A 24,084-nucleotide genomic window follows, 5' to 3' on the forward strand; every position below is an offset into this window, starting at 1 on the left:
ATATGAGCCTTGTACTCGGTTGCAATATTTCAACTTTCGATTCCACTACAGCCCCGGCCGATCTGTTCAACGCGGTCCGCGATCAGGCAATTGCGGCGGAAGAGGCCGGATTCGACGTCGTCACGATCGGCGACCATCTGTACGCGACCCCGGGCGCACCCGATGAACCGACCCTGGAGGCCTACACGACGCTGGCCGCGTTGGCGAGCTGCACGAACTCGATCCAACTCTCGACGATGGTGACCAGCAACACTTTCCGGAATCCGGCCGTGCTGGCCAAGATGGTCACCAGCCTCGACGTGATCAGCGGCAGCCGGGCCGTCCTGGGCATCGGTGCGGGCTGGTTCGAACCCGAACACGACGGCTACGGACTGGAATTCGACGCCGTCTCCGAACGAATGGCCAAATTCGAGGAGGCGCTGCGCATCATCGTCCCGATGCTGCGCGGCGAACGCCCGACGATGGACGGCCGGTGGTATCGCGTGCACGAGGCCATCAATGAACCGCGCGTGCGAGACGATCTTCCCGTCATGGTGGGCGGGGGCGGCGAACGGCGCACCTTCGCCTACGCGGCCCGATACGCCGACCACCTCAATATCACTTGTCTCCCTGCGCAATTGCCCGACAAGCTCCGCGCGCTCGAGGAGCGCTGTGCGGAGGCGGGACGTGACCCCCGGACGCTGGAGGTCAGCTTCGCCACGCCGATGGTCATCAACGAGGACGGCGAGAAGGCGCGACAGCAGGTGGAAGAGATTCTGGTCCAGTCCGGAGTGGACGCCTCGATGGCGTCGGAGGTGTTCTTCGTCGGCACCCCCGCCGAGGTCACCGAACAACTTCGCGCGAAGGTGCTCGCCCACGGTGTGCACCGGTTGATGGTGAATCTCTTTGCCGCAGGCCAAGATCTGGATGTCATCGCACTCACCGGACGCACCCTCGCGCCGTTGGTCTCCGGCGGCTGACGCGAACGATCATTTCCGGGGCGGGCCTAGCTTCCGGGGCGTCGTGCGCGAAAACGGAAGCTGGACAATCGCTTGTCGACCTCGATGTCGGTGAATCCGATGCGGGCCAGGCGCTCGGTGATCGTCTCCGGGGGTACCGGCACGCAGGTGTCGCCCACGTGCATCAGCCGGAACGGCAACTGATCCAGACCGTCGCTGCCCGCGAACACTCCGCCGGGGCGCAGCACACGCAGCGCCTCGGCGAACAGTTCGTCCTGCCGGGACGGCGAGGGCACGTGATGCAGCATCGTGAAACAGACGACCGAGCTGAACTCGTTCTCCGGCAACGGCATTGCCGCACCGTCCCCCTGAACCACGCGCAGCCGCTCGCCGTGCCTGCTCACCAGACCGGCCGCCAGTTCGGGATCGATCTCGACCCCGGTGAGTGTCGCCGCGCGTTCGCGCAGCGCCCTGACATTGGCGCCGTATCCGGGACCGATCTCCAGCGCGGAGTCGCCCAGATCCAGACCCGCCAGCGCCCACGGCACGATCTTCTTCACACTCGTGCGCTCCCACAATGCGGAGCGGCACAGCACTCGATGTAGGTAATTCATTCCCATCACTCGACGGTAGGACGCCGGGAGCGTGGCAACCAGACACTACAGTGACAGACTGTGTCGCAAAACGGCCACGCACAGCTGCTCACCCCACCACCGATGTCGACCACGATGATCTTCGGCGCCGGCGACCTCCCGTCCGGCCATTGGTTCGACATGCACGAACACCCACAACATCAGATCGCCTGGGCATCACGGGGAGTCCTCGCTGTCCAGATCGGCGTCGGCCGTTGGGTACTGCCGCCCACCAGGGCACTGTGGATCCCCGGTGGCATCGCGCACCGCACGGGCACATCTCACGGAGCCGCGATGCGCGGCATCTTCGTGGAGCCGGAGCACACCCCGGTCGCCTTCACCGCGCCGACGTTGCTGCGGGTGGGCCGCCTGCTGCACGAATTGTTCGACCACCTCGCATCGGACGACGCCGGAGCCGTGCACGACAGCCCGGACACCCGGCGCGACCGGGGCGATGCCGGGCCACGCCGACGGGCGGAGGCGGTCGTGTTCGACCTGCTCGACCCCGTCGAGGTGGTGCCGGTCGGAGCGCCGATGCCGACCGATCCGCGCGCCCTGACGGTGGCGCGGGCGCTGGTGCGCGATCCGGCGGACGACCGCTCCCTGCACCAGTTCGCCGCGACGGCCGCCGCGAGTCCGCGCACCCTGGCCCGGCTTTTTCTCGCCGAGACCGGAATGACGTTCGGGCAGTGGCGAACTCAGATCCGGCTCGCGGCCTCACTACCGCTGCTCGCCGGTGGGCTGCCGGTGACCCGCATCGCGGAGCGGGTCGGCTACGGCACGTCGAGCGCCTATGTGGCCGCCTTCCACCGCATGGTCGGCATCTCCCCGGGCCGATACTTCGCGCGGTGAGCACCGGCGCGACGCCGGGAAGACCTCGTGCCGTTAGTCTCGGTATCGATGAGACGCAGGCAGAAGCCACCGTTGCCCAAGCGGCACGGACTGGACCCAGCGCGGCTGCGGCTGCCGGAGGAGGGTTCCTGGACGACCATCCGCGATCACCTCGTGGAGCGGTTGCCCAGAGTCGCGCCCGCTCGCATCGATGAACTGCTCGCCCAGGGCGGCATCGTGGACATGACCGGTCCGATCGCGCCGGACGCGCCTTACGTGCCGGGCGGGGCGGTGTGGTTCCACCGGGATCTGCCGCAGGAGACCGAGGTCCCGTTCCCGATCACGATCGTGCACCGTGACGAGGACCTGCTCGTGATCGATAAACCGCACTTCCTGTCCACCATCCCGCGCGGCAGGCACATCCTGCAGACGGCGCTGGTGCGCCTGCGTCGCGAACTGGAACTGCCGGATCTCGTCCCCGCACATCGCCTCGATCGAGGGACCGCAGGACTGGTGCTGTTCGTGATCAACCCCGCCCGGCGCGGGGCGTACCAGAAACTGTTCGGTCAGCGCCGCGTGCGCAAGGAGTACGAGGCGATCGCCCCGCACCGTCCCGACCTATCGTTACCGACCACGGTGCACAGCCGGATAATCAAGGAACGCAACATCATTCGCGCCTTCGAGGTGCCGGGTGAGCCGAATGCCGAGACCTTCGTGGAACTGCTGGACCACCGCGACGGGCTGGGCCGCTACCGCCTGAGCCCGCACACCGGCCGCACCCATCAACTCCGCGTGCACATGAACGGCCTCGACATCCCGATCCTCGGCGACGATTTCTTTCCGGAGTTGACCGAGCGTCCGATCGACGACTTCACCCGGCCACTGCAATTGCTCGCCGCCACACTGGAATTCACCGATCCGGTGACCGGGGCAGCCCGCCGCTTCGAAACCACCCGAACTCTGCAGGCCTGGACGGATCCCACCGGCTGGTCGGCCGGGCTACCCCCGGAGCCGCACCGCGACAACTGATCTCGAATATTCAGATGTCGAGGTATTCGATCCGCGGCTGCTCGACCACCGCGGCCACGCGACGATGCAGTTTGGCCGAGAGCAGCCCGCGCAGATCGTCGAGGGTGTCCACGACCTCGACCTCGTAGTCGCCCCAGGTCGGCTCGGCCTCGAGATCCACGCCGAATCCGCCGCCGCCCAGCATGCTCAGCCAGTTCTTCCAGTTGCCCTGGAAATTGGCCCGCGACGCCATCTCCGCCCAGTCGAACCGCTGCCGCTGCACCACGAATTTGCCCGAGCGCCCCTGGTAGACCTTGGTCACCTCGACCTCGCGCTTGCCGAATTCGCGCCCCTGGACCACGAATCGGCCCTCGAAGCGTTTGGTGCGCGCCCCCGCGGGGCCGTCGGCGAGTTCGACGGTGGTGAATTCGGCCGCGGCGTCGGTCGATTGCGGGGTGTCGACCGAGACGGGCTGCTGCGAATCGATGGCCATGAGTTTCACCTTCCTGAAGTGATGCACAGATGCGCATCTTGTCCATCGACCACTATACGTAGACGTATACATATAGCGCAAGGACTGTTCGGGACCACGTGATCGATGGAATACGGCGAACTCTCAGCTAGCGAACGTAGACTGGCCTCGATGTCTCGAAACGATAACGGCAATGCGCCGGTCGCGACCGCCTCCGGCGCGACCGCGCACACTCTCGCCGAACCGCCCGCGCCCGCCGGGCCGGTTCGGCGGCTGCACGCCTACGTGGACGTGGCCGTCGTCGTTCTCACCCTGGCGGGCACGAATCTGATCGCCCACTTCACCTCGGCCTGGGCCAATATCCTGACCGTCCCGGTGGCCGCGGTGGTGCTGGTGCTGCTGATGCGCCGACGCGGGCTCGGCTGGGCCGAACTCGGCCTGTCACCGCGACATTGGCGACGCGGCACGCTCTACGCGCTGGGCGCGGTCGCGATCGTGCTGAGCGCGGTGGTGATCGGGGCGGCACTGCCGATCACGCGGCCGTTCTTCCTCGCCGATCGCTATGCGACCATCTCCGGCGCGCTGATCGCCTCGATGATCGTGATCCCGCTGCAAACGGTCATCCCCGAAGAACTCGCCTTCCGCGGCGTCCTGCACGGCACGCTCGACCGCGCCTACGGCGTGCGCGGCGTATTCGCCGCGGGCTCACTGCTTTTCGGACTCTGGCACATCGCCTCCTCGCTCGGCCTGACGCACGGCAATCGCGGACTGAGCGGAATTCTCGGCAACGGACCGGCCGCACAGATCGCGGGAATCGCGCTGGCGGTCCTGGCGACCGGCGCGGCGGGCGCGGTCTTCACGTGGTTGCGGCGGCGCAGCGGCAGCCTGCTCGCGCCGATCGCGCTGCACTGGTCGCTCAACGGGGCCGGCGCACTCGCCGCGGCACTGGTCTGGCACACCGCGCTGCACTGATCCCGAAACCGAAACGAGGGCCCCGGGATCCGTCGTCGGACGGATTCCCGAGGCCCTCGGTGATTCCCGCAGGGTCGGACGTGCGGATCACACCTCCAGGTCCTCCTCGATGCCCTTGAGGCGGTGCCGCGCCAGCGCCAGGTTCGCCCGCGCCCGGTCCGTGGCCAGATAGAGGAACAGGCCCTGGGATTTGCGGCCGGTCATCGGCCGGATGATGTGGTACTGGCCGGACAGGGTGATGAGGATGTCCTCGATGCCGTCGGAGAGCCCGAGCTGCTCCATGGTGCGCAGCTTGGCGCGCACGACCTCGGTGTTCCCCGCGGCGGCGACCTGCAGGTCCAAGCTCTTGGAACTGCCGAGCATCCCGAGCGCCATACCGCTGTTGTAATCGACGACGGCTGCTCCGATCGCGCCGTCGATCGCCATCATCTCCTTGAGCGCCAGATCCAGATTGGACATATGTGTTCCTTTCAGTGGGTGTTCGTCGGCTGGTCTTCGTCGGAAACCGCGAGATGGTCGGCGATCGCGCGAGCCACCGGCCGTGACTCCAGATGGAGCCGGCCGACGTTCACCTCCGCGCTCGCCAGCACGGTCAGCGAGGTCCAGCCCGCCGCGTAGACCACGACGTGCCCGCCGGTGCCGCGCACCACGACCTCGTGGAATCCGCCGCCGTGCGCGGTGGTGGCGAGCCGGTGCGACAGGGCCAGCTGCGAGGCGGCCATCGCGGCCATCGTCGAAGGCTCGAGATGTTCGGGCAGATCGTGCGCGACGAGCAGTCCGTCGCTGGAAGCCACCAGCGTGCCGGTCAGCTGCGGGACGCGGTCGCGCAATGCTTTCAGCTCCGCCAGCACCGCGGCGTTCGGTTCGGGTTCGGACATCGGCACCTTCGTCAGCCTTCCCTTCAGTGCTTGACCGAGCAGTTTCCTGCGCGCGGTCATGCGAGCTCCGCCAGAGCTGCTCGCAGGCGCAGGAGTAGGTCCTTGTCGACCGGCTCCCAACCGCCGTCCGAGTCGGGAATCGGCTCGGACCGCCGCGGCGCGCGACGTGGTAGCGGCCCGGACCGGGCGGGTGCGCGAACGGCCACCTCCGGCTCGGCGTGCACCGGCTCGGCCGTCGTGACCTGGGCGGCCGTCGTGACCGGCAGCTCGATCAGGCCCGCCGCGGTCAGATCCCGCACCGCCTCCAGACAGCCATAGGTGGTGCGGCCGAGGTCGCGGGCGATCTCGGTGACGCTGCGCCGCGTGTCGGCGGCGGCCAGCACCTCGGCCTGGCCGCCGGTGAGCACCACGCGCCGACGCCGCACGCGATGCACCGGCACGACCGGGGCGCGGTCGACCAATTCCGCAGGCCACGGGCCGGATTCCGGGTCGCCACGCCGGGCGCACTCGTGTACCAGCGCGCGCGGGGTGATGTGGCAGATCGGAGCGAGCCAGTGTGGCGGCGCGGGCCGGAATTCGGGGACCGACGGCGAGGCCAGCAGAAAATAGGCAGCGTCGAACGCCGACAGCAGTGCCAGGGTTTCCAACCTCGGCCGTCCCAGCATGTGGCCGGGATCGCCGCTCGCGGCCCGCTGCCAGTCGTCCGTGGTCGCCACACCCGCTTCCACCACGAGACGATCCAGCCCGACCGTGCGGCGGCAGTCGACGGATGCGATGGCGCCTTCGGCCAGATGGAACACCCCGTCGCTCGCGCGCAACATGCCGGTACGCCGTTCCTGCTCGAGCCGCCGCAGTTCGACCGCGAGCTCAGCGGTCACGACCGTCCGTCCTCGGCCAGTTCGCCCAGAATCCCCCGGAGCTGGAAACGCGCCATCGCGAGATTGCCGGTGTCGCCGTCGAACAGCACGTGCACGAAGAGGCGGCCGTCGAAGTCGCCGTTCAGCAGATTCAACAGGTGATAGGCGCGGGTTCCCGAGACGATGATCTCGGTGACGTCGTCATCGCCGCCGTCGGGGCGGGTCGCGAGCGCGGCGCAGCCCAGTACCGCACGGACCACATCGGTGGTCGCCGCGGCGTCCTCGTGCTGATCCACCAGATCGTGTCGACCGGCCGCGGCGATCGCCAGACCGCTCGCTCCGTCCACCAACGTCACGCTGCACGCACCGGGAATGTCCATGATGCGGCGCAGACAGCCGTCAATATCGGTCACCGTGCCCTGGCCTGTCTGTCGTGTGAGATTTTCAGCAGACCAGACGGTACACACAGCGTCTAGCGAATGTACAGAAAATACCGGAATATTCTAGTAAAAAATACATTTCCCCAGGTCGAGACATCAAGAATACCAATCGGTTTGGTCTACGCCAGGCCTGGAGACCGGCTCGCGAACCAGATGCGCGATTCGACCTCGCCCGGCCGGCAGATTTCGGCGATCACCGGCCTTCAACCGAACGGATGTTCGGTGGAAGCATTGACCTCGGATAGGCCGGGCATTACTCTCACTGCGGTCACACATACGTTCGAGTAATCGGTTCGGCGGCTGCCGGAACCGCATCCGCACCCGGGAAGGCGCGCCATGCTCGACAACCGGTCGACCGGCAATTCCGAACCCTCCGACCCCGCGACCACTGCCCCGTCCCAGGTGGCGGAACAGGCCACCGCGACGTCGCCCTCGGCCGCCGAGGCCGCGATCGCCGCATTGGCGGATCGAGTCGCCACCGCTCGCGGAAAGCTTCCGCTGCAATCGGATCCGGCGCTGTTCGCCGAACTGTCCGAGGACGAGATCGCCGCCGAGCGCGAACTCGCGGAATGGATGCGCAAACAACGACGGCAACAGCGCCGCCGGGCCGTGACCGCCGAACTGGCCGCCGAGAAACGCGACCGCGGCGTCGCGCTGTCGGTGCGCCGCGCCGACGACGCCGATGCGCGCTGGCACCGGCGTGCCCTGGCCGCGCGGCGGCGGGTGTCCAATCCCGATGCGCGCCTTGCCCAGTTGTATCGCCGCGCCGAATGGTCCTCGCGGGCGCTGATCGGCGTCGTCGTGCTGGGCATGCTGTGGGCCGGGGTCAACGTGCAGCACAATCTGGTGCCCAGCGGCGATATGACCGACCCGCTGTACTGGCTCAGTTACGGTTTCGAGGCGATGATCTCGATCCCGATCATCACCATCATGGTCGTGGCGACCACCGCCGCCCGCTGGGGTCGCGAAATCGCCCGCGGCAAGGTCGTTTTCCTGGAGGTGGCGCTGCTAGGGGTCACCATCGCCCTCAACGCGGGCCCGCATCTGGTCGCGGGCGAGTTGGCCCGCGCCGCCGAATCCGCGGTCGCCCCCGTCATGGTCGGCGTGGTGATCTGGTTGCACTCCTGGGTCTCGGCCCGCTACGCCCAGCTCATCGACGCCATCCCGGTCGAGAACGACACCACCGCGCCCGACCGGTCGCCGCGCCGATTCACGCACACCACCGTCGAATTCGGCGAGCCCCATCCGTTTCCCGAATTCACCCCCGAGCCAACCGATTCGGTAGCCCTGCCGATCGGCCACACCGCGCGCCCCGTCGATGATTTCGACACCTACGGCACCCGATTCGATCCCGCCGCAGGACTTTTCGCCACAGCCGACCCGAACGCGGAATTCGCTCGCCCGAACGCCGCGTCGCCCGCCGGGTACACCCAGCACGCGACGGCCCAGGATCCGAGCGCAGCGCCCGTCGCCCCGAACGGCGTGACCGCCACCTCCGCGACTCCACAGCAACCCCCGATCCCGCACGGCGACAACAGAACCACCGCGCCCCAGCAGCCCGCGCGGGATCAGGCAGCAGTCCCCGCCGCCGCACCCCAGCAGCCTCCGGCCGCGGCGACCACCGTGCTCCCGCAGAGCGCCCCGTCCGAATTCCCCGCGGATTACGCCACTTCCGCGCCGAGGAACAACGGTTCCACCGCAGTCGCCCCCGATCCCGCGCCGACTCCGCTCGCGCACAACGCGATCCCCGATCCGACGACGACCGCGCCCGACGTCGCCGCGGCCGCCCTCGCGGCCTCGGAGCAGATCGCGAACAGCGCGCCCGCTCGGACCGAAGACAGCGCTGCCGACGGCCCCACTGCTGCTCCGGCTCCGGCTCGCACGATCACCGAGACCACAGCCCGGAACGAGACGGCACCCCGCCCCACAGCGATCACGCCGACTGCCGACGCTCCCGAGCCCGTCGAATCCCCGCGAAGCGAAACTCGAGCGCCCGCCGACAGCGCACCCACTGCCGCCACAACGGACGAATCGCAGGCGCGGCCCACGAGCGCACGCCCGGCGGAACCGGCGCAGCATCCCGCCCAGCGCGCGGCAGCGATGACCGAGCCCGCCGAAACCGCCCGCCGGGCCGCGAGCACCGAGCAGCAGGGCACGCAGCTCGCACTCGACGAGCAGGCAGTCGCCCAAGCGCCCGTGCGGCGGCCACGGCCGCGCATCGTGCCGGTTCCCGAACCGCAGGAGCGCGTCCAGGACCACCGCGAGCTGAGCGAGGCGCACGATCCGTGGGACGACGGTGACGAGATCGACCCCGACAGCGACGAGACCGGCGTCTGGGCCGTGGCACGGGAGATCTCCGCGCGCCGCCTGTCCAAACTTCCGGTGGAACAGCTCGCGGAAGTCCTGACCCTCGCGGACGAATCCTGGACCCCGGCCGCCATCGGTGCGTCGATCGGCCTGCCCGGCTCACGCATTCTCGGCATCCTCGAGGCCGCGCGCCGACTCGCCCGCCCGTACGCGGTGAGCAGTTGAGCGGAAACCGATCCATTCCGCACACCGCTGACCTGCAATTATGTCCTGGTGGCGTAGCTCACCGCGCCGCACAGCTTGACCCGCTGTTGCAACCCCATAACACTGGCTGCGTGAAGCGCGTTTCGAGATTCGGCATCTACGCCACTGTTGTCGCGGCGGCGGCCGTAATCGGACTTGGTGCCCAGCACGGCCACGCGGGGGCCACCGGACCCGAGGCAGCGCAGGATCGCCCGACCCTGGCCGTGGTCGGAGCATCGATCAGCGACGGGGTCGGCGCGGGGTCACCGCAGAAGGGCTGGCCGGTGCTGCTGGCCCACCAACTCGGCTGGCGTTCGACGGTGAGCGCCGATCCGGGCGCCGGATACGTCGCACCGGGCTACCACAAGCTCGGTCCCATGGAACGCCTCCTGGGCAAGCTCCAGCTCGCCTCCGACCACCCGACCGTGGTCATCGTCCAGGCCGGATACAATGACATCGGCACGTCCCCGGCTCAGCTGACCGCCAATGTGCACAAGGTCATCGGCGAGATCCGCACTCAGGCCCCGGACGCTGCGGTCGGTGTGATCACCGTCTTCCCGAAGGGCGAGGCGACCCCGGCCGCATGGGCCACCGACAAGATCATCGTGGCAGCGGCCAGGGATGCTTATCCGAAGGTGTACGTCTTCGATCCGCTGGGCTCACATTGGGTATTCCCCACAGTGGCGGATCGGCTGCATCCCACCGCGGCCGGTCATCAGTGGATCGCCAACCGACTCGCCTCGGATTTCCGGCACTACGGCCTGACCCGCTGACATCGGGCGGCGAGCCCGCGCCGCCGGCACAGTCGATTCGGAGGAATCGATCAGTCGGTTCACAGGGTCGGTGGGAACGATGGCGATAAGGGCCGACCGAGGGAAGCATATGACGCAGAGCGAAGTGCGCGATTCGCAGAACCGAATACTCCGAACCGATACCGTTGGGCGCGTGCATATTCGAGGCGGCGGTGTCAGCGGCAGTTATCCGGGCGGTCGGGCCGCCGAGCGCTTCGACGGTAGGTATCAGCGGCCCGCACAGTGGCAGCGCTGCCGGGAGCAGGCTGCGGTGGCCTGATGAGTATCGGCATCGCACCCCCCGCCATCGCAGCGCAGTCCGAGACCTCCGCGCCGCGACGCAAACGACCGCATCTGCATCAGATCGACCTGTTCCGGATCATCACCTTCGCTTGCGTCATCGGCGCGCACGTGGTCGGCAATTCGATCGACTCGGGCAATACCGCCGCCAACGGCGTCGTCATGCCGCTGCACTTCACCCGGGACGCGTTCTTCGCGCTCACCGGATTCGTGCTGATCTACCAGTACCGCGGTAAGACACTGGACACCCGGGCGTTCTGGCGGAAGCGTTTTCCACTGGTCGGCATCCCCTATCTCGCCTGGTCGGTGATCTACTGGGGTTATTCGGTCGTGGCCGGCCTGCATCCCGGGGAATCGGTCCGCAGCGCGCTGTGGCGGCTGGTGTTCGAGACAGCGACCGGCGGGGCCTGGTATCAGCTGTACTTCCTGCTCGTGACGATGCAGGCGTATCTGCTGTTCCCGCTGATCATGCGTCTGCTGCGCGCCACCGAGGGCAATCACCGGTGGGTGCTCGCGGCGAGCGCGACACTGCAACTGGGCGTGCTGTGGTTGCTGGTGCATCCCCCGGCCCTCACCGGACGATCGCTCGGCATCTGGAACCACCTGTACGCCACGGCCATCCCGTACCAGTTCTACATCCTGCTCGGCGCGATCGCGGCCTGGCACATCGAGGCGGTGACCCGCACGGTGCGCCGACTCGGCCCGGTGTTCGTGGCGACGGCGATCGTGGGCCTCGCGCTGGCCGAACTGTACTTCCTGTGGCAGACCCGGCAGATGCCCGCCTGGCAGGCCAACAACGTCTTCATGCCGCACCTGCTTATCTGCTACGTCCTGATCATCTTCGCCGTGTACACGGTGAGCAGTTGGTGGGCCGCGCACAGACAGCAGCACGATCTGTTCTCCCGGGCCGTGCGCTACGGCTCGGACCGATCGTTCGGCATCTTCCTGTCGCACCCGATCGCACTGCAACTGCTCGCACCGGTCATCCCGGCGCTGCAGACCCATCTGGGGCTGCTGTGGGGCACCGTGGTGCTGTACCTGACCGTCGTCGCGATGGCGATCGGCATCACCGAGGTGGCGCGCCGCATTCCGGGCAGTCTGTGGCTGACCGGGCGGCCGATGCTGCACACCGATCCGCGCGTCCTGGCCGGGCGCCTGCGTCGAACGCAGACACCCGAATCCGCGGGCGCCGAGGACCTGACCTGCACGCCGACACGCTGAAGACGGTGCCGATATCTCACGGGCGATCACCCCGTGATGCCGAATTTCGGCGGCTAGACCTCGGAACGGACCTCGTCGCTACGCGTTGAACGCACCTCGTCGCTCAGCGTTTCGGTGTCTTGCGACTCGTCGTTCAACGACTCGGCCGCATGTGACTCGCCACTCGATGACTCGTCGCTCGGCACCTTGGCGTCCGATGACACCTCGGTCGGCGACTCGACGTCCGGCGCCCCCTCGACCGGCGACTCGGCCTCCGGTGCCCCCTCGCCCGGAACCTCCGACGTCGACGGATTCTCGACAACAGCGTGCGACGGATCCAGCGGCGTATCAACGGTTCCGGACCGCCGCACCCCAGCCTCGGCGATCTCGGTCGCGGCGGCCATCCGCAATCGTTCGGCGACCTCGTTGAAGATATAGAAGTTCGGAATGGCTTCGATGGGCGGCAACGTGACCCAGCGGCTACCGGATTTGAATCGGATCAGACCACCCTGGGCATCGATCGTATCGACCTGCTCCCAGGGGTAGTTCGATCCCGCGAACGCCAATTCGGCCAGATCCACGGCGATTTCACCGAACGGCACCCGCTGCCCGGCATCGATCGCCGCCACCACGCGCGGGAGTTGCGTTGCGGTCACCGCCGATTGGATCGCCGGACCCCATTCGTGGGCACCGTCGAATTGGCGTTCGTCGAACGATTCGTGCGATCCGTCCGGTCCGTCGAGGGTCAGCGAGTACTCGGTGGTGGCCGCGGCGGACGCCCCGTGCAGCGGGATCACCGACTGCCGCACTTCGGCGGTATCCCAACGGAATGCGGTGATCTCCTGTCCGGACCGGTACACCGTCACACCGTGGTCGAACAGGTCCATCCGGGCGGTGCGCACCGCACCGGTCAGACTGCCGCGCAACCAGGCCGCCACCAGCGGAATCAGCGCGAGAATCGCGAACACGATCGTGCCGGTCCACCACGAGGCGGTCGCGCAGATCCCCGCGACGATCGCCAGACCGCCCGCGATCAACCCGCAGGCCCGCACGAAGGTGTCCTCACTCATCGACGCGGGTAGAAACGTCTGGCGATGCGCGCCCAGCTTCTGATATTCGGCCATCAAATGGACCAGCCGTGTCAGGGGTACCGGCGGTCGTTCGCCGGTTCCTCCGGTCCCGTGCTGAATCGTGCTCGGGGTGGTCACATCATCCCTCCATACGCGGATTCTCCCGCGCGAAGCGTATTCCACTCGCCCGAATCTTGCTACCAGTGGGCAGAATGGCTTCGCTTATCTCGCAACCCGCCCGCAATCACCATGGAAATCAGCACCCCGGCGAATGCCCCGCCGACAGCCAGCATCGGCACCAACAACTCGGTGGAGAAGCCCATCCCGCCGAGTATCGCGACAGCGATCACCATGCCCGACTGACGGCTGGTGTTGAGCAGTCCCGCCGCGGTTCCGGCGACTGGAGCCGGGGCCAGATGCATGGCGGCCGCACTCAGCGAGGATGCCAGAATCCCTGCGGCATAGCCGATCAATGCCGTCGGCGCGATGGCGAGCACGAGATTCCCGCCCAGCGACAACCCGGCCGAACCGATCGCACCCACCGCGCCGACCGCCGCGAACGCCACGATCATCCGATCCCGCCGGGCCGGGGTGATCACCAGCGCGGTCACGTTGCCCAGACACCAACTGACACAACACACCAGCAGTACATAGCCGGTGTGCACCGCGTCGAGTCCGTGCTTCTGCTGCAGATACAGCGCCAGCACCAGCAGTGAGCCGTAGGAGGCGAACTGATAGCAGCCACCGGCCAGCGCGACCAGCAGATACGGCCGGTTGTGCGAAAGCTCCTGCGGCACGGTCGGCTTGTCGGAGACCAGCTCGATCCACAGCAGCCCGGCGGCGGCCACCACGGTGATCCCCGCCGCACCGATCAGCCAGCCGATCGGCCAGGTTCCGTGCCGCCCCTCGATCAGCGCCGCGGCCAACGAGGTGAGCAGCACACAGAGCAACAGCTGCGAGACGGGGTTGACCCGTCGCTGGTGTGCCTCGGGCGCATCGGAGAACCGCCGCAGCATCCACAGCGCCACAAGACATATCGGCACATTGACCGCGAACATCCAACGCCAGCCGATGAATCCGGTGACCAGGCCGCTCAGCAGGGGTGAGGAGGCGATGCCGACCCCGCCGACAACACCCCACGCACCGATCATCCGGGCCCGCCGGCCCGGGTCCGCGATGCCCTTGCCCAGGATGGCCAGCGTCATCGGCAGCGCGAAACTGGCGCTGACGCCCTGCAACACCCGCGCGGCGATCAGCCACTCACCCGACATCGCGGTCGCGCACAGCGCCGAGGCGACCGTGAACACCACCAGCGCCGCCCGATACACCTTCGCCGCGCCGAACCGGTCACCGGCCGCGCCGGACACCATCAGGAATACGCACAGTGGAATCGTGTAACCGTCCAGGAACCACTGCCCGGCTCCAGCAGAGGTGTGCAGTTCACGAGTTATGGTCGGCAGCGCCACGTTCACCGCGGAGGCGTCGAACGCGACCAGGAAATTGCCGATACTGACCGCGATCACCCCGGCGATACCCAATTGCCCGGCGCGCGCGGCCGTGTCGTGCGATGTCGCGGTCTTCGAGGCGTTCACGTCGGTCATGACTTCCGTCCCGCACGGGCCGCCGTCTCGGCGGGCAGTTGCGCCGCGTAGATCGTGTGATGAATGGGAGTCCGCACCCCGGCAGCGCGGCCGAACCGCACCACCGCGCCACTCTGGCAATCCAGCTCCGAGGGCCTACCCGCGGCCAGATCCCGCTGCATCGACGAGGTGGTGTCGGGGCTGAATCCCCGGTACACCTCCATCATTCGCGCGACATCACCCTCGTCCAGCGCGATCCCCCGAGCACGTGCCACGACCAGCACCTCCCGCATGGCCGCGTGCACCAGACCCGCGGTCTCCGGTTCGTCGCGGGTGACGCCGACCGGCTGCCGCGCGATCGCGCCGACGCCACCGTAGGAGGCGATCAACATCAGCTTGCGCCAGAGCGTCGCCTCGATATCCACCGACCGGGTGACGGCGATCCCCGCCTCCGCCAGCACCGCGGCAACTTTCGCCACGCGATCCTCGGATTCCGTTGTGAGCGCGCCGATCTCGACCGCAGCATCCGCCCCCAGGCAGCGCACCGCCCACGGGGCCACCCGCTGCGCGATCACCACACAGCTGCATCCGACGACGCACTCGGCCCCCAACACCGCGGCCAGGTCGGCGGCGGCCTCCACACCGTTCTGCAACGGCAGGACCGCGGTCTGCGGACCCACGATCGGCGCCACCGCCGCAGCCGCGGCGGGCACCTGCCACGCCTTCACCCCGACGATCACCAGATCCGCCGGCCCCTCATCTCCGGCGACATCGGCGACCGCACGAATTCCCGGAACCTCGACCTGTGCCGAATCACGTTCCAGGATCAGTGGATTCGCCGCGGCGGCGACCGTATACGGCCGCCCGGCCACGGTGACACGATGCCCGGCGCGGGCGAGCATCGCGGCAAAATACAGACCTATCCCACCCGCGCCGAACACCGTAATTCTCATGATGCCAACGCATCCTCGGACACGAACGGATCCTGGACGTCCATCAACCGCGGTGAAAACTCTCGGTCGCGTAGAGCTTCCAGAGCGAAGTGCTGAACCTCGTCCAGCCGGACCATATCCCGATAGAAGTCCTCGATACTTTCCGCCAGAACCGCGAACTCCCGCTGCTTGCGGTCGAACAACCTGTCCATGTGGGCTGCCAGTCGTTCATAGACATCCTTCACGAACTCGTCGTCGGCCAGGACACGGGAATCCACGCCACGCTCGGCCAGAATCTGCCGAATGTACGTGGGGAACAGCCCGATGCGGTTGAGAAAATAATCGACCGGACGCGAAACGCCCAGATAATCGGGCACATTCACGATACCCGCATTCTCGTTGCGGACCAGGAATCCGCTCACCGCGCGGTAGGGGGCGGGCGCGGTCAGGAACACCTGCTCGGACAACCGGGCCGCCTCGGACAGTTTGTCCAGATCGAGCGGACAGGCCTCGACGCCGATGTTGTTGTCCTCGAACGTCGCCGCGATACTCTCGATCTCCGCCAGCCCGGCCCGGTTACCCGTGCCGGCCACGCCGCCCTCGATCATCTGGAAACCGTGGAACACCGAGGTCAGCGAGTTCGCGGTGCCCAGTCCCCGATCACTGTGACCATGCAGGTAGAAGGTGGTATCGGGATTGTCGTGCACCAGATTCGCCGCGAGTACGGCGGTCGAATCCGGGACCAGGGTGCCGACCGAATCGTTGATCCGGATCAGCGAGATGCCCTGTTGCCGGCAACGTTCGATCTGCCGGTTGAGATGGGCGTACTTGTCCTCGTCGACGGTGATCGAGAAGGCGTTGAGCAGGCTGGAGCGCAGCTTCCCGACGCCGATCGAGCGAAGCCGCTCGGCCACTCGTTCGAAAAGCTGTTTGTCCGAGTCGATCTCGATCATGCCGATGCTGACGTAGATCTCCGCGAGGTATTCCCGCGGAAGTTCCCGGGCCAGCTGCTCGCACAGCGGCTCCCAGGTCTTGAGCGTGAGATTGAAGGAGAACTGCGCGGCCTCGGGAATGCGGCCGATCAGGTGTTTGTCGTCGAGTACCGAACGCACGAACGCGGGTTCGGTGATACCGGAACCGACATCGATGTCGGTCACTCCGGCGTTGGTCACCGCTTCGATCAGCGCGACCTTGCCTTTGTCACTCGCACCGTACGGTGCGCGCTCGCACCCTTCGCGGATAGTCTCATCCGAAATCGCCTTGATGGAAAAGTCCTGGTATCGCGGCTTGTGGCCGGACGGAAACGAAAGCACAAATTCCTCCGTAGAACAGAAAGTGGTCACTGATGGGATTTCCAGAGCATCGACCTTCCGTCCTCGTCGACGGGCGAACTCCGACGATGGCTGCGCCTGTTCGTCACACGGCGCGCAATGGCCATCGGGTTGAACTGTCCTGAAACGTACCTCGATTCGCTCGACGACTATCGGACCCTCGGCGCACGAGGCGCCGAAACCTTTTCTGCGCCCGCACCGGTCAGCGCGCGCACTTCCATTTCCGCGAATTTGCCGTCGGCGCGCTCGGCCGACAGCATGGTTCCCGCCCAGCCGAGCAGGAACGACACGGGAATCGACACCAGCCCCGGATTCTGCAGCGGGAACCAGTCGAAATCGGCGTGCGGGAACATCGCCCCCCTGCTTCCGGACACCGCGGGCGAGCAGACGATCAACACGACGGTGACGACCAGCCCGCCATAGATACTGCACAGCGCGCCAAGGGTATTGAACCGCTTCCAGTACAGCGAATACAGAATCGTAGGCAGATTCGCCGACGCCGCGACCGCGAACGCCAGCGCGACCAGGAACGCGACATTCTGATTCTTCGCCAGGATTCCGCCGACGATCGCGATCACCCCGATCACCACCGAGGCCAGCCGCGCCACGCGTACCTCGGTGGCACTGTCGGTCGGTTCCTTGCGAATCAGGTTGCCGTAGATGTCGTGTGCGAAGGACACCGATGCGGTGATCGTCAACCCGGCCACCACGGCCAGGATCGTCGCGAACGCGATCGCGGCCACGATCGCGAGCAGCACCGGCCCGCCGAGGGTCTGCGCGAGCAACGGCGCCGCGGCGTTCTGCTTGCCCGGCGCGGCGGCGATCGCGGCCGGATCCACCAGTGCCGCAGCGCCGTAACCGATCACCAGGATGAACAGATAGCACAGCCCGATCAGCCCGATCGCCCACACCGCCGACCGCCGCGCCTCGCGGGCGTTCGGGACGGTGTAGAAGCGCATCAGCACGTGCGGCAACCCGGCGGTGCCCACCACGAGCGCCACGCCCAGCGACAGGAAATCGAGTTGAGACGTGGCGCTGACGCCGTACTCGGCCCCCGGCCGCAGCAGTCGCTCGCCCGTCGGCCCGGCGCGACGCACCGCGGCCCGCAACAACTCCGACGGATCGAAGCCGTGCCGGCCCAGCACCCACAGCGCCATCACCCCGGCGGCCACGATCAGCAGCACCGCCTTGATGATCTGCACCCAGGTGGTGCCCTTCATCCCGCCGACCAGCACGTAGACGATCATCACGACGCCGACCACGGCGATGACCACGCTCTGCCCGGCCGCCCCGGATATCCCCAGCAGCAACGAGACCAGGATGCCCGCGCCGGCCATCTGGGCCAGCAGGTAGAACAGGCTCACCATGATCGTCGAGACCGCCGCGGCCGCCCGGATCGGACGTTTCCGCATTCGGAAGGCGAGCACGTCACCCATCGTGAAAGTGCCTGTGTTCCTGAGCAGTTCGGCGACCAGCAGCAAGGCCACCAGCCACCCGACGAGGAATCCGACCGAGTAGAGGAAGCCGTCGTAGCCGTACACGGCGATCGATCCGGTGACGCCGAGGAAGGTCGCCGCGGACAGGTAGTCCCCGGCGATCGCGATCCCGTTCTGCGGCCCGGTGAACGCCCGCCCGCCCGCGTAGTAGTCCGAGGCCGTGCGTGATCTGCGGCTGGCCCGCACGACCACCACCAGCGTGACTGCCACGAACAGGCCGAAGATGCCGATGTTCAGTGCCGGATTGCTGTCCTGCAGCGCGTGCGCGGCCATCACGCACCCGCCTCGAGGTCCGCGCGAATCCGATCGGCGAGCGGATCCAGCCGGCATGCGGCGTACCGGAGGTACACACCGGTGATGGCGAACGTACTGACGAATTGGGCCAGCCCGAACAGCAATCCGATGTTGACGGCGCCGATCACCCTGATCGACATGAACCCGTGCGCGTAGTCACCCAGGACCACGTACAGCAGATACCAGGCCAGTCCCAGCCCGGTGACCGGAAAGGCGAAGGCGCGCAACCGATGTCGCAGCCGGATGAACTCCGGGCTGGTGTGCGCGCCGAGTACGTCGGCATTGTCGGCCGGATCTCGATCGATGGTCGTCACTCGAAACTCCTCGACCTGTGCAGGAGTGGTACGAGCAATGCTAGATCCGGGGCAGCGCAACAGGATTCGATCGTCGCCGAGCAGTCGGCCGGTGCGGCGAACGGTCGACGAACGGTCACCCGAAGGCGACGAACGGTCCGGCCGGCCGGACCCTCCCCCTAGTCCAGATGCAGCCGCAGCATCGCGGTCCTGGACCATTCTGGCGCGCGGCCGCGCAGCGAAACCCCGATCATCGTCGCGAACGCGAGCGGAACCGACAGTGGCGCAGGCTGTGTCGCCAGCACACCGAACCAGCCCGAGAGCGGCGGACCGAACGCGGTCAGCGTGATCGCGCCCGAGGAGATGAGCAGGCCGACCAGAACTCCGGCGATCGCTCCGGCCGCGGTGAGCCGCGACCACCAGATCCCCAGGATCAGCAGCGGCGAAAACGTCGACGCCGCAACGGTGAACGCCCAGGTGACCAGGATTCCGGCATCGAGTTTGCCGAACGGCAGGGACAGCAGCAGCACGACGAATGCCGAGAGCAGGACGGTCACGCGCAGCCGTCCGAGGCTTCCGGTGGTGAGGTCGTGCGAGATCGCGCCGGACACGGCCAGCAGCAGCCCCAGCGAACTGGTCAGGATCGCGGCGAATGCGCCCGCGGTGAGCATCCCGGTCAGCACGATGCCCTGCCAGCCCAGATGTACCTGGCTCGGCAGCGCGACGACGACCGTATCGGTGTCGCCGGACAGATACAGCTGCGGTACCAGCGCGCCGCCGAGCACCCCGTAGATGCCGGGGAACAGGTAGAACATCCCGACCAGAGGGACGGTGAGCGCGGCAGCCCGTCGCGCGGCCCTGCCATCGGGGCTGGTGTGGAACCGCATGATCACGTGCGGCAGCCCCATGGTGCCCAACGCCGTGGCCAGCAGCACCGACAGGGTGCTCAGCAGGGGGTGGCCGTAGTTCCCGATATCGAACAGCGGCCGCTGCCAGCCCGCGGCGCCGGGCGCGCTGAGCCCGTCGATCCGCGGGGCCGCGGCTCCGGCCGGAAAGACCACGCGCTGCCCGGCGTGGAACCGGTGCGGGCCGGGCTCCAGCATCAGGCCCGGCGCGTGCACGGGCTCGCTGATCTCGACGATCACGTTCTGCCGGAAGACCACGGTGGTCGCATGTCCGAAGTGGTGGAACGCGACCGGATGCATCGCCTCGCTGCGCGCCACGGACCCCACGCCGACCAGCAACCAGATCGCGGGCACCGCGAACAGTACGACTTTCGCCACGAACTGGAAGGCCTGCACATAGGTCGCCGCGCGCATACCGCCGAGCACGAGCGTCAGGCTCACCGCCACTGCGGCCAGCACCACACCGACCCAGTACGGCGTGCCGCTGACCATGCTCAGCACCAAGCCGGAGGTGTGGAACTGCGGCACCAGATACAGCAGGCTGATCACCAGCACCGCGGCCGCGGCCAGCCGCCGCAGCGGCGGCGAGGCCAGCCGCGCCTCCACGAAATCCGGGACCGTCAGCGCACCCGAACGCCGGATCGGCGCAGCCACCAGTGCCAGCATCATGATGTACCCGGCCGCGAATCCGACCAGGTACCACAGCGCGCCGACGCCGTACTTCACCACCAGCCCGGCCGCGCCGAGAAATGATGCGGCCGAGAGGTATTCACCCGACAGAGCGGCCGAATTCAGCAGTGGCGTCGCACGCCGCGACGCGACCAGGAAGTCCGAGGTCGTGCGCATCGCCGCGACGCCGCGCAGGCCGATGAACAGGGTCACCGCCATCACCAGCCCGACAGCGAGCAGGCCGATCACCCGCTGTCCTCGCGCGGCGATTCGATCGCCTCGGCCCGGCGCAGATGCCACACACCCACCACCACCAGCAGCGGGTAGGGCAGCACCGCCAGGGCCAGCCAGGACAGCGGGATATCGACCAGCCGCAACCGATCCAGCCGGGGCCACAGATCCAGGACGACCGGCAACCCGACCAGGATCGCCGTCAACACGAGGACGGTGACGATCGCGCGGCGACGCTGAGATCGGTAGTTGCGCAACGCCTTCGAGGTATCGATGTCCTCCGGAAATCGCACCTGACGACGGCTGTGGCGGCGCGGGCGGGCATGGGCGCGTCTGGTCTGCGGGCTCATCACGGTTACCCTGCGGACGGCGCTCAACGCGGTCCCGTTTCGCTCGAGCGCGCCACGTCCAGCAGCCGCTCCCGCAGTTCGCGCGCCATCCGGCGGCTGACCGGGACGTCACCGAGCGCGGTATGCGCGAACAGCCCGCTCGAATCGGTGCGCAGTTCCCGGATCGCGCCGAGAGCGACCAGGTATCCGCGATGGGTTCGCAGGAAACCGGCTGCCTCCCAATACTCTTCGAGCCGGGAAATCGGCATCCGGTACAGGTGCACCCCGCCCGCGGTGTGCAGTTTGACGTAATCGCCCTGCGCCTCGACGAAATGCACCTCACTGCGCCGCACATAGACGGTGCGACCACCGCTGTCCACCGGGAGCGCGGCCAGCACATCGGCGATCGCGGCGCCGCGCGTCGCATCCGGTTCCTCGGGCAGGAATTTGAGCACCCGCGCCAGGGTGGCGGAAAGACGTTCCGCGCGAACGGGTTTGAGCAGATAGTCGGCGGCGCCGATGCCGAACGCGGCGACCGCGTGCCGGTCGTGCGCGGTGACGAAGACGATCGCGGGCGGGTCGCCGAGTTTGGCCAGCAGGTTGGCCAGTTCCAGCCCGTCGAGTCCGGGCATGGAGATGTCCAGCAGCACCGCGTCGTACCGCTCGTTCTGGATCAACTTGAGCGCTGTCAGCGGATCGCCTGCGGCCGTGACGTTTTCGATCATCGGAGATTCGCGCAGCAGACGGCACAGATCGTCGAGCGCGGAGGGCAGGTCGTCGACCGCGAGCACGCGCAGACGCCGCGAGGTCGTCCTCATGAGGCCACCACGCCCGGCTGCGACAGCGGAACTCGCACCAGAACCCGGGTCCCGGCGTCCCGCTCGGTCTCCACGACCAAGCCGTACCACGCCCCGTAGCTGGTGCGCAGCCGACGATCCACGTTGGACAGCCCGACCGACCCGGTGGATCGGCCGGCCAGGATGGCGGCCGCATGTGCCGGGTCCATCCCGACGCCGTCGTCCTCGACGGTGATCAGGCAGTCCCCGCCGCGCGCCTCACCGTGCACGTGGATCGCGCCACCCCGCTCCCGAGTCTCGATCCCGTGCCGAATCGCGTTCTCCACCAACGGTTGCAGCACCAGATACGGCAACGGGACCGCGAGCACGTCGGGGGTCACCCGGATCTGCACGCGCAGTCGATCGCCGATCACCGCGCGCTGCAGCACGAGATACGTTTCGATGGCTTGGAATTCGTCGGCGACCGTGGTGTATTCGCCGTGCCGTGCCAGGCTGTAGCGCGCGTAGTCGGCGAAATCGAGGATCAGCTCGCGCGATCGTTCCGGATCCGAACGCATCAGCGAGGCGATGACCGTCAGCGCGTTGTAGACGAAATGCGGTGAGATCTCCGCCCGCAGCGCCCGCAGTTCGGATCGGGCGGCCCGCTCGGCGCTCTCCTGCAACCTGCCGTGCTCGAGCAGGTACTCGACCAGCAGGACGACCTCTTTGAGCGCCCTACCCGGAATCGGACCGTCCACCAGCAGCGCGCCCGCGACCGCACCGTCGAGGGTCAGCGGCGCGGCGGTGAGAGGTCCTTCGGTCACGTTCCGTTCGGTGCGCAGCGCCCGGTGCAACACCGCGGCGGCGGCGTCATCGGAGTCTCCGGACCAGGTGAGATTCGCGTTCGGATCGGACAACCCGACCGATCGCACCCCGAGTATCCGCCGCAGCCGCTGCGCGGCGGCCGCGGCGCCGGGACCGGACAGGCCCTCGGCCAGATTGGCGGCGAGGCGACGCACATGCCCCAGCGTCGCGATCGGATCCGCGCGTTCACTTCGCGGCCGCATCCACATCTGCACTGTGACAGACCCCCTCATCGTCTGCAGTTGTTCGAGGGCGCCACACCACCGCACCCTCGGTTCATCCAGCCAGAAGCGTCCCGGTCATCACCTGTTGCGATCACCGAGGTCACTCCCAAACAGGAAGCGGCCCCGGTCTTTTGGAATCCACTGTAACGCGATCCGGCCGACGCCGCGGAGCACCGGATACCGCCCACCCGGACACGGCGCGGAAAAGACGAAGGCCCGCTTCCCGGGACGGGAAGCGGGCCTTCGTATTCGGACTTCGAGCCGAGAAGCGTGCCTTACTTGGCGCGCTCCAGGACCTCGACCAGACGCCAGCGCTTGGTGGCCGACAGCGGACGGGTCTCCATCAGCTGAACGCGGTCGCCGACACCGGCGGTCTCGTTCTCGTCGTGCGCCTTCACCTTGGAGGTGGTGCGAATGATCTTGCCGTAGAGCGGGTGCCGGTTACGGTCTTCCAGCTCGACGACGATCGTCTTGTTCATCTTGTCCGAGACGACGTAGCCGACGCGAACCTTGCGGCTGCCACGCTCCGTCTCCTTGGCCGGCGTCTTGGCCGGGCCCTTGGTGTCGCTCATGCGGCGTCTCCCTCAGTCTTGGGACCGGTGGCCAGACCGAGCTCACGCTCGCGCATGACCGTATAGATGCGCGCGATCTCGTGGCGGACCACACGCAGCCGACGGTTGTTCGTCATCTGACCCGTCGCCATCTGGAAGCGCAGGTTGAACAGCTCTTCCTTCGCCTCACGCAGTGCGGCGACGAGCTCGTCCTGATCCTTGTCCCGCAGCTCTGCGGCCGGTGTTCCGCTCATCAGAACTGCTCCTCCCTCGTCACGATCCTGCACTTCATCGGGAGCTTGTGCATCGCGCGGCGCAGGGCCTCACGAGCGGTCTCCTCGTTCGGGTAACTCATCTCGAACATCACCCGGCCGGGCTTGACGTTCGCGATCCACCACTCGGGCGAACCCTTACCGGAACCCATGCGGGTCTCGGCGGGCTTCTTGGTGAGCGGGCGATCCGGGTAGATGTTGATCCAGATCTTGCCGCCACGCTTGATGTGGCGGGTCATCGCGATACGCGCCGACTCGATCTGCCGGTTGGTGACGTAAGCGGGCTCCAGAGCCTGGATGCCGTACTCGCCGAACGTCACCGCGGTGCCGCCCTTGGCCATGCCGGAGCGGCCCGGGTGGTGCTGCTTGCGGTGCTTGACCTTGCGAGGCATCAGCAT

27 protein-coding genes are annotated in these 24,084 nt (G+C 67.5%); 8 read left to right on the forward strand and 19 right to left on the reverse strand.

The window, feature by feature from the left end:
- Positions 1-2: 2 nt before the first annotated feature.
- A complete protein-coding gene (locus K7711_RS02240; protein WP_222964392.1) occupies positions 3-959 on the forward strand; it encodes a TIGR03560 family F420-dependent LLM class oxidoreductase in 957 nt (318 codons plus the stop codon).
- 26 nt (positions 960-985) lie between these two features.
- Here K7711_RS02240 and K7711_RS02245 read toward each other — a convergent pair whose 3' ends face one another.
- Positions 986-1,558 carry a class I SAM-dependent methyltransferase gene (locus tag K7711_RS02245; protein ID WP_222964394.1) on the reverse strand — a complete coding sequence of 191 codons (573 nt, stop codon included), beginning with the start codon at positions 1,556-1,558 and terminating at the stop codon, positions 986-988.
- 54 nt (positions 1,559-1,612) lie between these two features.
- On the opposite strand from K7711_RS02245, the gene K7711_RS02250 reads away from it, so the two are divergent.
- On the forward strand, positions 1,613-2,422 hold the full coding sequence (locus K7711_RS02250) for an AraC family transcriptional regulator (protein ID WP_308014413.1): 810 nt from the start codon (positions 1,613-1,615) through the stop codon (positions 2,420-2,422).
- A gap of 48 nt (positions 2,423-2,470) precedes the next feature.
- Positions 2,471-3,430, forward strand: coding sequence for a pseudouridine synthase (locus K7711_RS02255; RefSeq protein ID WP_222964395.1), 960 nt, complete (start codon positions 2,471-2,473; stop codon positions 3,428-3,430).
- A 10-nt stretch (positions 3,431-3,440) separates the two neighbouring features.
- On the opposite strand, the gene K7711_RS02260 is transcribed toward K7711_RS02255, so the two are convergent.
- Positions 3,441-3,902 carry an EXLDI protein gene (locus tag K7711_RS02260; protein ID WP_222964397.1) on the reverse strand — a complete coding sequence of 154 codons (462 nt, stop codon included), beginning with the start codon at positions 3,900-3,902 and terminating at the stop codon, positions 3,441-3,443.
- A gap of 150 nt (positions 3,903-4,052) precedes the next feature.
- Here K7711_RS02260 and K7711_RS02265 point away from each other — a divergent pair, with 150 nt between their 5' ends.
- Positions 4,053-4,853 carry a CPBP family intramembrane glutamic endopeptidase gene (locus K7711_RS02265; RefSeq protein WP_222964399.1) on the forward strand — a complete coding sequence of 267 codons (801 nt, stop codon included), beginning with the start codon at positions 4,053-4,055 and terminating at the stop codon, positions 4,851-4,853.
- Between the two features lie 87 nt (positions 4,854-4,940).
- On the opposite strand, the gene K7711_RS02270 is transcribed toward K7711_RS02265, so the two are convergent.
- From K7711_RS02270 to K7711_RS02285, 4 genes are read right to left on the reverse strand one after another with little or no spacing between them, the layout of a single operon-like run.
- Positions 4,941-5,312 carry a hypothetical protein gene (locus K7711_RS02270; RefSeq protein ID WP_222964401.1) on the reverse strand — a complete coding sequence of 124 codons (372 nt, stop codon included), beginning with the start codon at positions 5,310-5,312 and terminating at the stop codon, positions 4,941-4,943.
- 11 nt (positions 5,313-5,323) lie between these two features.
- Positions 5,324-5,791 (reverse strand): roadblock/LC7 domain-containing protein, encoded by a 468-nt coding sequence (locus K7711_RS02275; RefSeq protein WP_235746518.1) that lies wholly within the window; start codon positions 5,789-5,791, stop codon positions 5,324-5,326.
- Entirely contained in the window at positions 5,788-6,609 is an 822-nt protein-coding gene (locus tag K7711_RS02280) for a hypothetical protein (RefSeq protein ID WP_222964403.1), read from the reverse strand. The genes K7711_RS02275 and K7711_RS02280 overlap by 4 nt, the downstream gene beginning before the upstream one ends.
- On the reverse strand, positions 6,606-7,001 hold the full coding sequence (locus K7711_RS02285) for a hypothetical protein (protein WP_308014414.1): 396 nt from the start codon (positions 6,999-7,001) through the stop codon (positions 6,606-6,608). The genes K7711_RS02280 and K7711_RS02285 overlap by 4 nt, the downstream gene beginning before the upstream one ends.
- Positions 7,002-7,364: 363 nt before the next feature.
- On the opposite strand from K7711_RS02285, the gene K7711_RS02290 reads away from it, so the two are divergent.
- The 4 genes from K7711_RS02290 to K7711_RS02300 all read left to right on the forward strand — a co-directional run bounded on the left by K7711_RS02290 (position 7,365) and on the right by K7711_RS02300 (position 11,890).
- Positions 7,365-9,560 carry a hypothetical protein gene (locus K7711_RS02290; RefSeq protein WP_222964405.1) on the forward strand — a complete coding sequence of 732 codons (2,196 nt, stop codon included), beginning with the start codon at positions 7,365-7,367 and terminating at the stop codon, positions 9,558-9,560.
- Between the two features lie 110 nt (positions 9,561-9,670).
- On the forward strand, positions 9,671-10,351 hold the full coding sequence (locus tag K7711_RS02295) for an SGNH/GDSL hydrolase family protein (protein WP_040818447.1): 681 nt from the start codon (positions 9,671-9,673) through the stop codon (positions 10,349-10,351).
- Between the two features lie 172 nt (positions 10,352-10,523).
- Positions 10,524-10,649 (forward strand): hypothetical protein, encoded by a 126-nt coding sequence (locus K7711_RS48305; RefSeq protein WP_268929142.1) that lies wholly within the window; start codon positions 10,524-10,526, stop codon positions 10,647-10,649.
- Positions 10,649-11,890, forward strand: coding sequence for an acyltransferase (locus K7711_RS02300; RefSeq protein ID WP_222964407.1), 1,242 nt, complete (start codon positions 10,649-10,651; stop codon positions 11,888-11,890). Before K7711_RS48305 ends, K7711_RS02300 begins: the two co-directional genes overlap by 1 nt.
- Positions 11,891-11,943: 53 nt before the next feature.
- Here K7711_RS02300 and K7711_RS02305 read toward each other — a convergent pair whose 3' ends face one another.
- From K7711_RS02305 to rplP, 13 genes are all read right to left on the reverse strand, one after another.
- Positions 11,944-13,077, reverse strand: coding sequence for a DUF6585 family protein (locus K7711_RS02305; protein WP_222964409.1), 1,134 nt, complete (start codon positions 13,075-13,077; stop codon positions 11,944-11,946).
- 59 nt (positions 13,078-13,136) lie between these two features.
- On the reverse strand, positions 13,137-14,540 hold the full coding sequence (locus tag K7711_RS02310; protein WP_222964411.1) for an MFS transporter: 1,404 nt from the start codon (positions 14,538-14,540) through the stop codon (positions 13,137-13,139).
- A complete protein-coding gene (locus tag K7711_RS02315) occupies positions 14,537-15,472 on the reverse strand; it encodes a ketopantoate reductase family protein (RefSeq protein ID WP_235746520.1) in 936 nt (311 codons plus the stop codon). Before K7711_RS02315 ends, K7711_RS02310 begins: the two co-directional genes overlap by 4 nt.
- On the reverse strand, positions 15,469-16,764 hold the full coding sequence (locus K7711_RS02320) for a hydroxymethylglutaryl-CoA lyase-like TIM-barrel protein (protein ID WP_222964413.1): 1,296 nt from the start codon (positions 16,762-16,764) through the stop codon (positions 15,469-15,471). Before K7711_RS02320 ends, K7711_RS02315 begins: the two co-directional genes overlap by 4 nt.
- Positions 16,765-16,931: 167 nt before the next feature.
- Positions 16,932-18,551 carry a monocarboxylic acid transporter gene (locus K7711_RS02325; protein ID WP_222964415.1) on the reverse strand — a complete coding sequence of 540 codons (1,620 nt, stop codon included), beginning with the start codon at positions 18,549-18,551 and terminating at the stop codon, positions 16,932-16,934.
- The gene (locus K7711_RS47280; RefSeq protein WP_308014415.1) at positions 18,551-18,886 is read right to left on the reverse strand and encodes a DUF485 domain-containing protein; all 336 of its coding nucleotides are present in this window, start codon (positions 18,884-18,886) and stop codon (positions 18,551-18,553) included. Before K7711_RS47280 ends, K7711_RS02325 begins: the two co-directional genes overlap by 1 nt.
- Positions 18,887-19,044: 158 nt before the next feature.
- A complete protein-coding gene (locus K7711_RS02335) occupies positions 19,045-20,688 on the reverse strand; it encodes a sodium/solute symporter (protein ID WP_222964419.1) in 1,644 nt (547 codons plus the stop codon).
- Positions 20,685-21,020, reverse strand: coding sequence for a hypothetical protein (locus tag K7711_RS02340; RefSeq protein ID WP_222964420.1), 336 nt, complete (start codon positions 21,018-21,020; stop codon positions 20,685-20,687). The genes K7711_RS02335 and K7711_RS02340 overlap by 4 nt, the downstream gene beginning before the upstream one ends.
- Positions 21,021-21,043: 23 nt before the next feature.
- Positions 21,044-21,817: a LytR/AlgR family response regulator transcription factor gene (locus tag K7711_RS02345; RefSeq protein WP_222964422.1), complete on the reverse strand. Its 774-nt coding sequence runs from the start codon at positions 21,815-21,817 to the stop codon at positions 21,044-21,046.
- A complete protein-coding gene (locus K7711_RS02350) occupies positions 21,814-22,842 on the reverse strand; it encodes a sensor histidine kinase (RefSeq protein ID WP_222964424.1) in 1,029 nt (342 codons plus the stop codon). The genes K7711_RS02345 and K7711_RS02350 overlap by 4 nt, the downstream gene beginning before the upstream one ends.
- Before the next feature lie 296 nt (positions 22,843-23,138).
- Positions 23,139-23,435 carry a 30S ribosomal protein S17 gene (gene rpsQ, locus K7711_RS02355; RefSeq protein WP_040818444.1) on the reverse strand — a complete coding sequence of 99 codons (297 nt, stop codon included), beginning with the start codon at positions 23,433-23,435 and terminating at the stop codon, positions 23,139-23,141.
- Positions 23,432-23,671: a 50S ribosomal protein L29 gene (gene rpmC / locus K7711_RS02360; RefSeq protein ID WP_040818715.1), complete on the reverse strand. Its 240-nt coding sequence runs from the start codon at positions 23,669-23,671 to the stop codon at positions 23,432-23,434. The genes rpsQ and rpmC overlap by 4 nt, the downstream gene beginning before the upstream one ends.
- Positions 23,668-24,084, reverse strand: coding sequence for a 50S ribosomal protein L16 (rplP, locus tag K7711_RS02365; RefSeq protein WP_040818442.1), 417 nt, complete (start codon positions 24,082-24,084; stop codon positions 23,668-23,670). Before rplP ends, rpmC begins: the two co-directional genes overlap by 4 nt.

The organism is Nocardia coffeae (genome assembly GCF_019890715.1).
Lineage (GTDB): Bacteria > Actinomycetota > Actinomycetes > Mycobacteriales > Mycobacteriaceae > Nocardia > Nocardia jiangxiensis.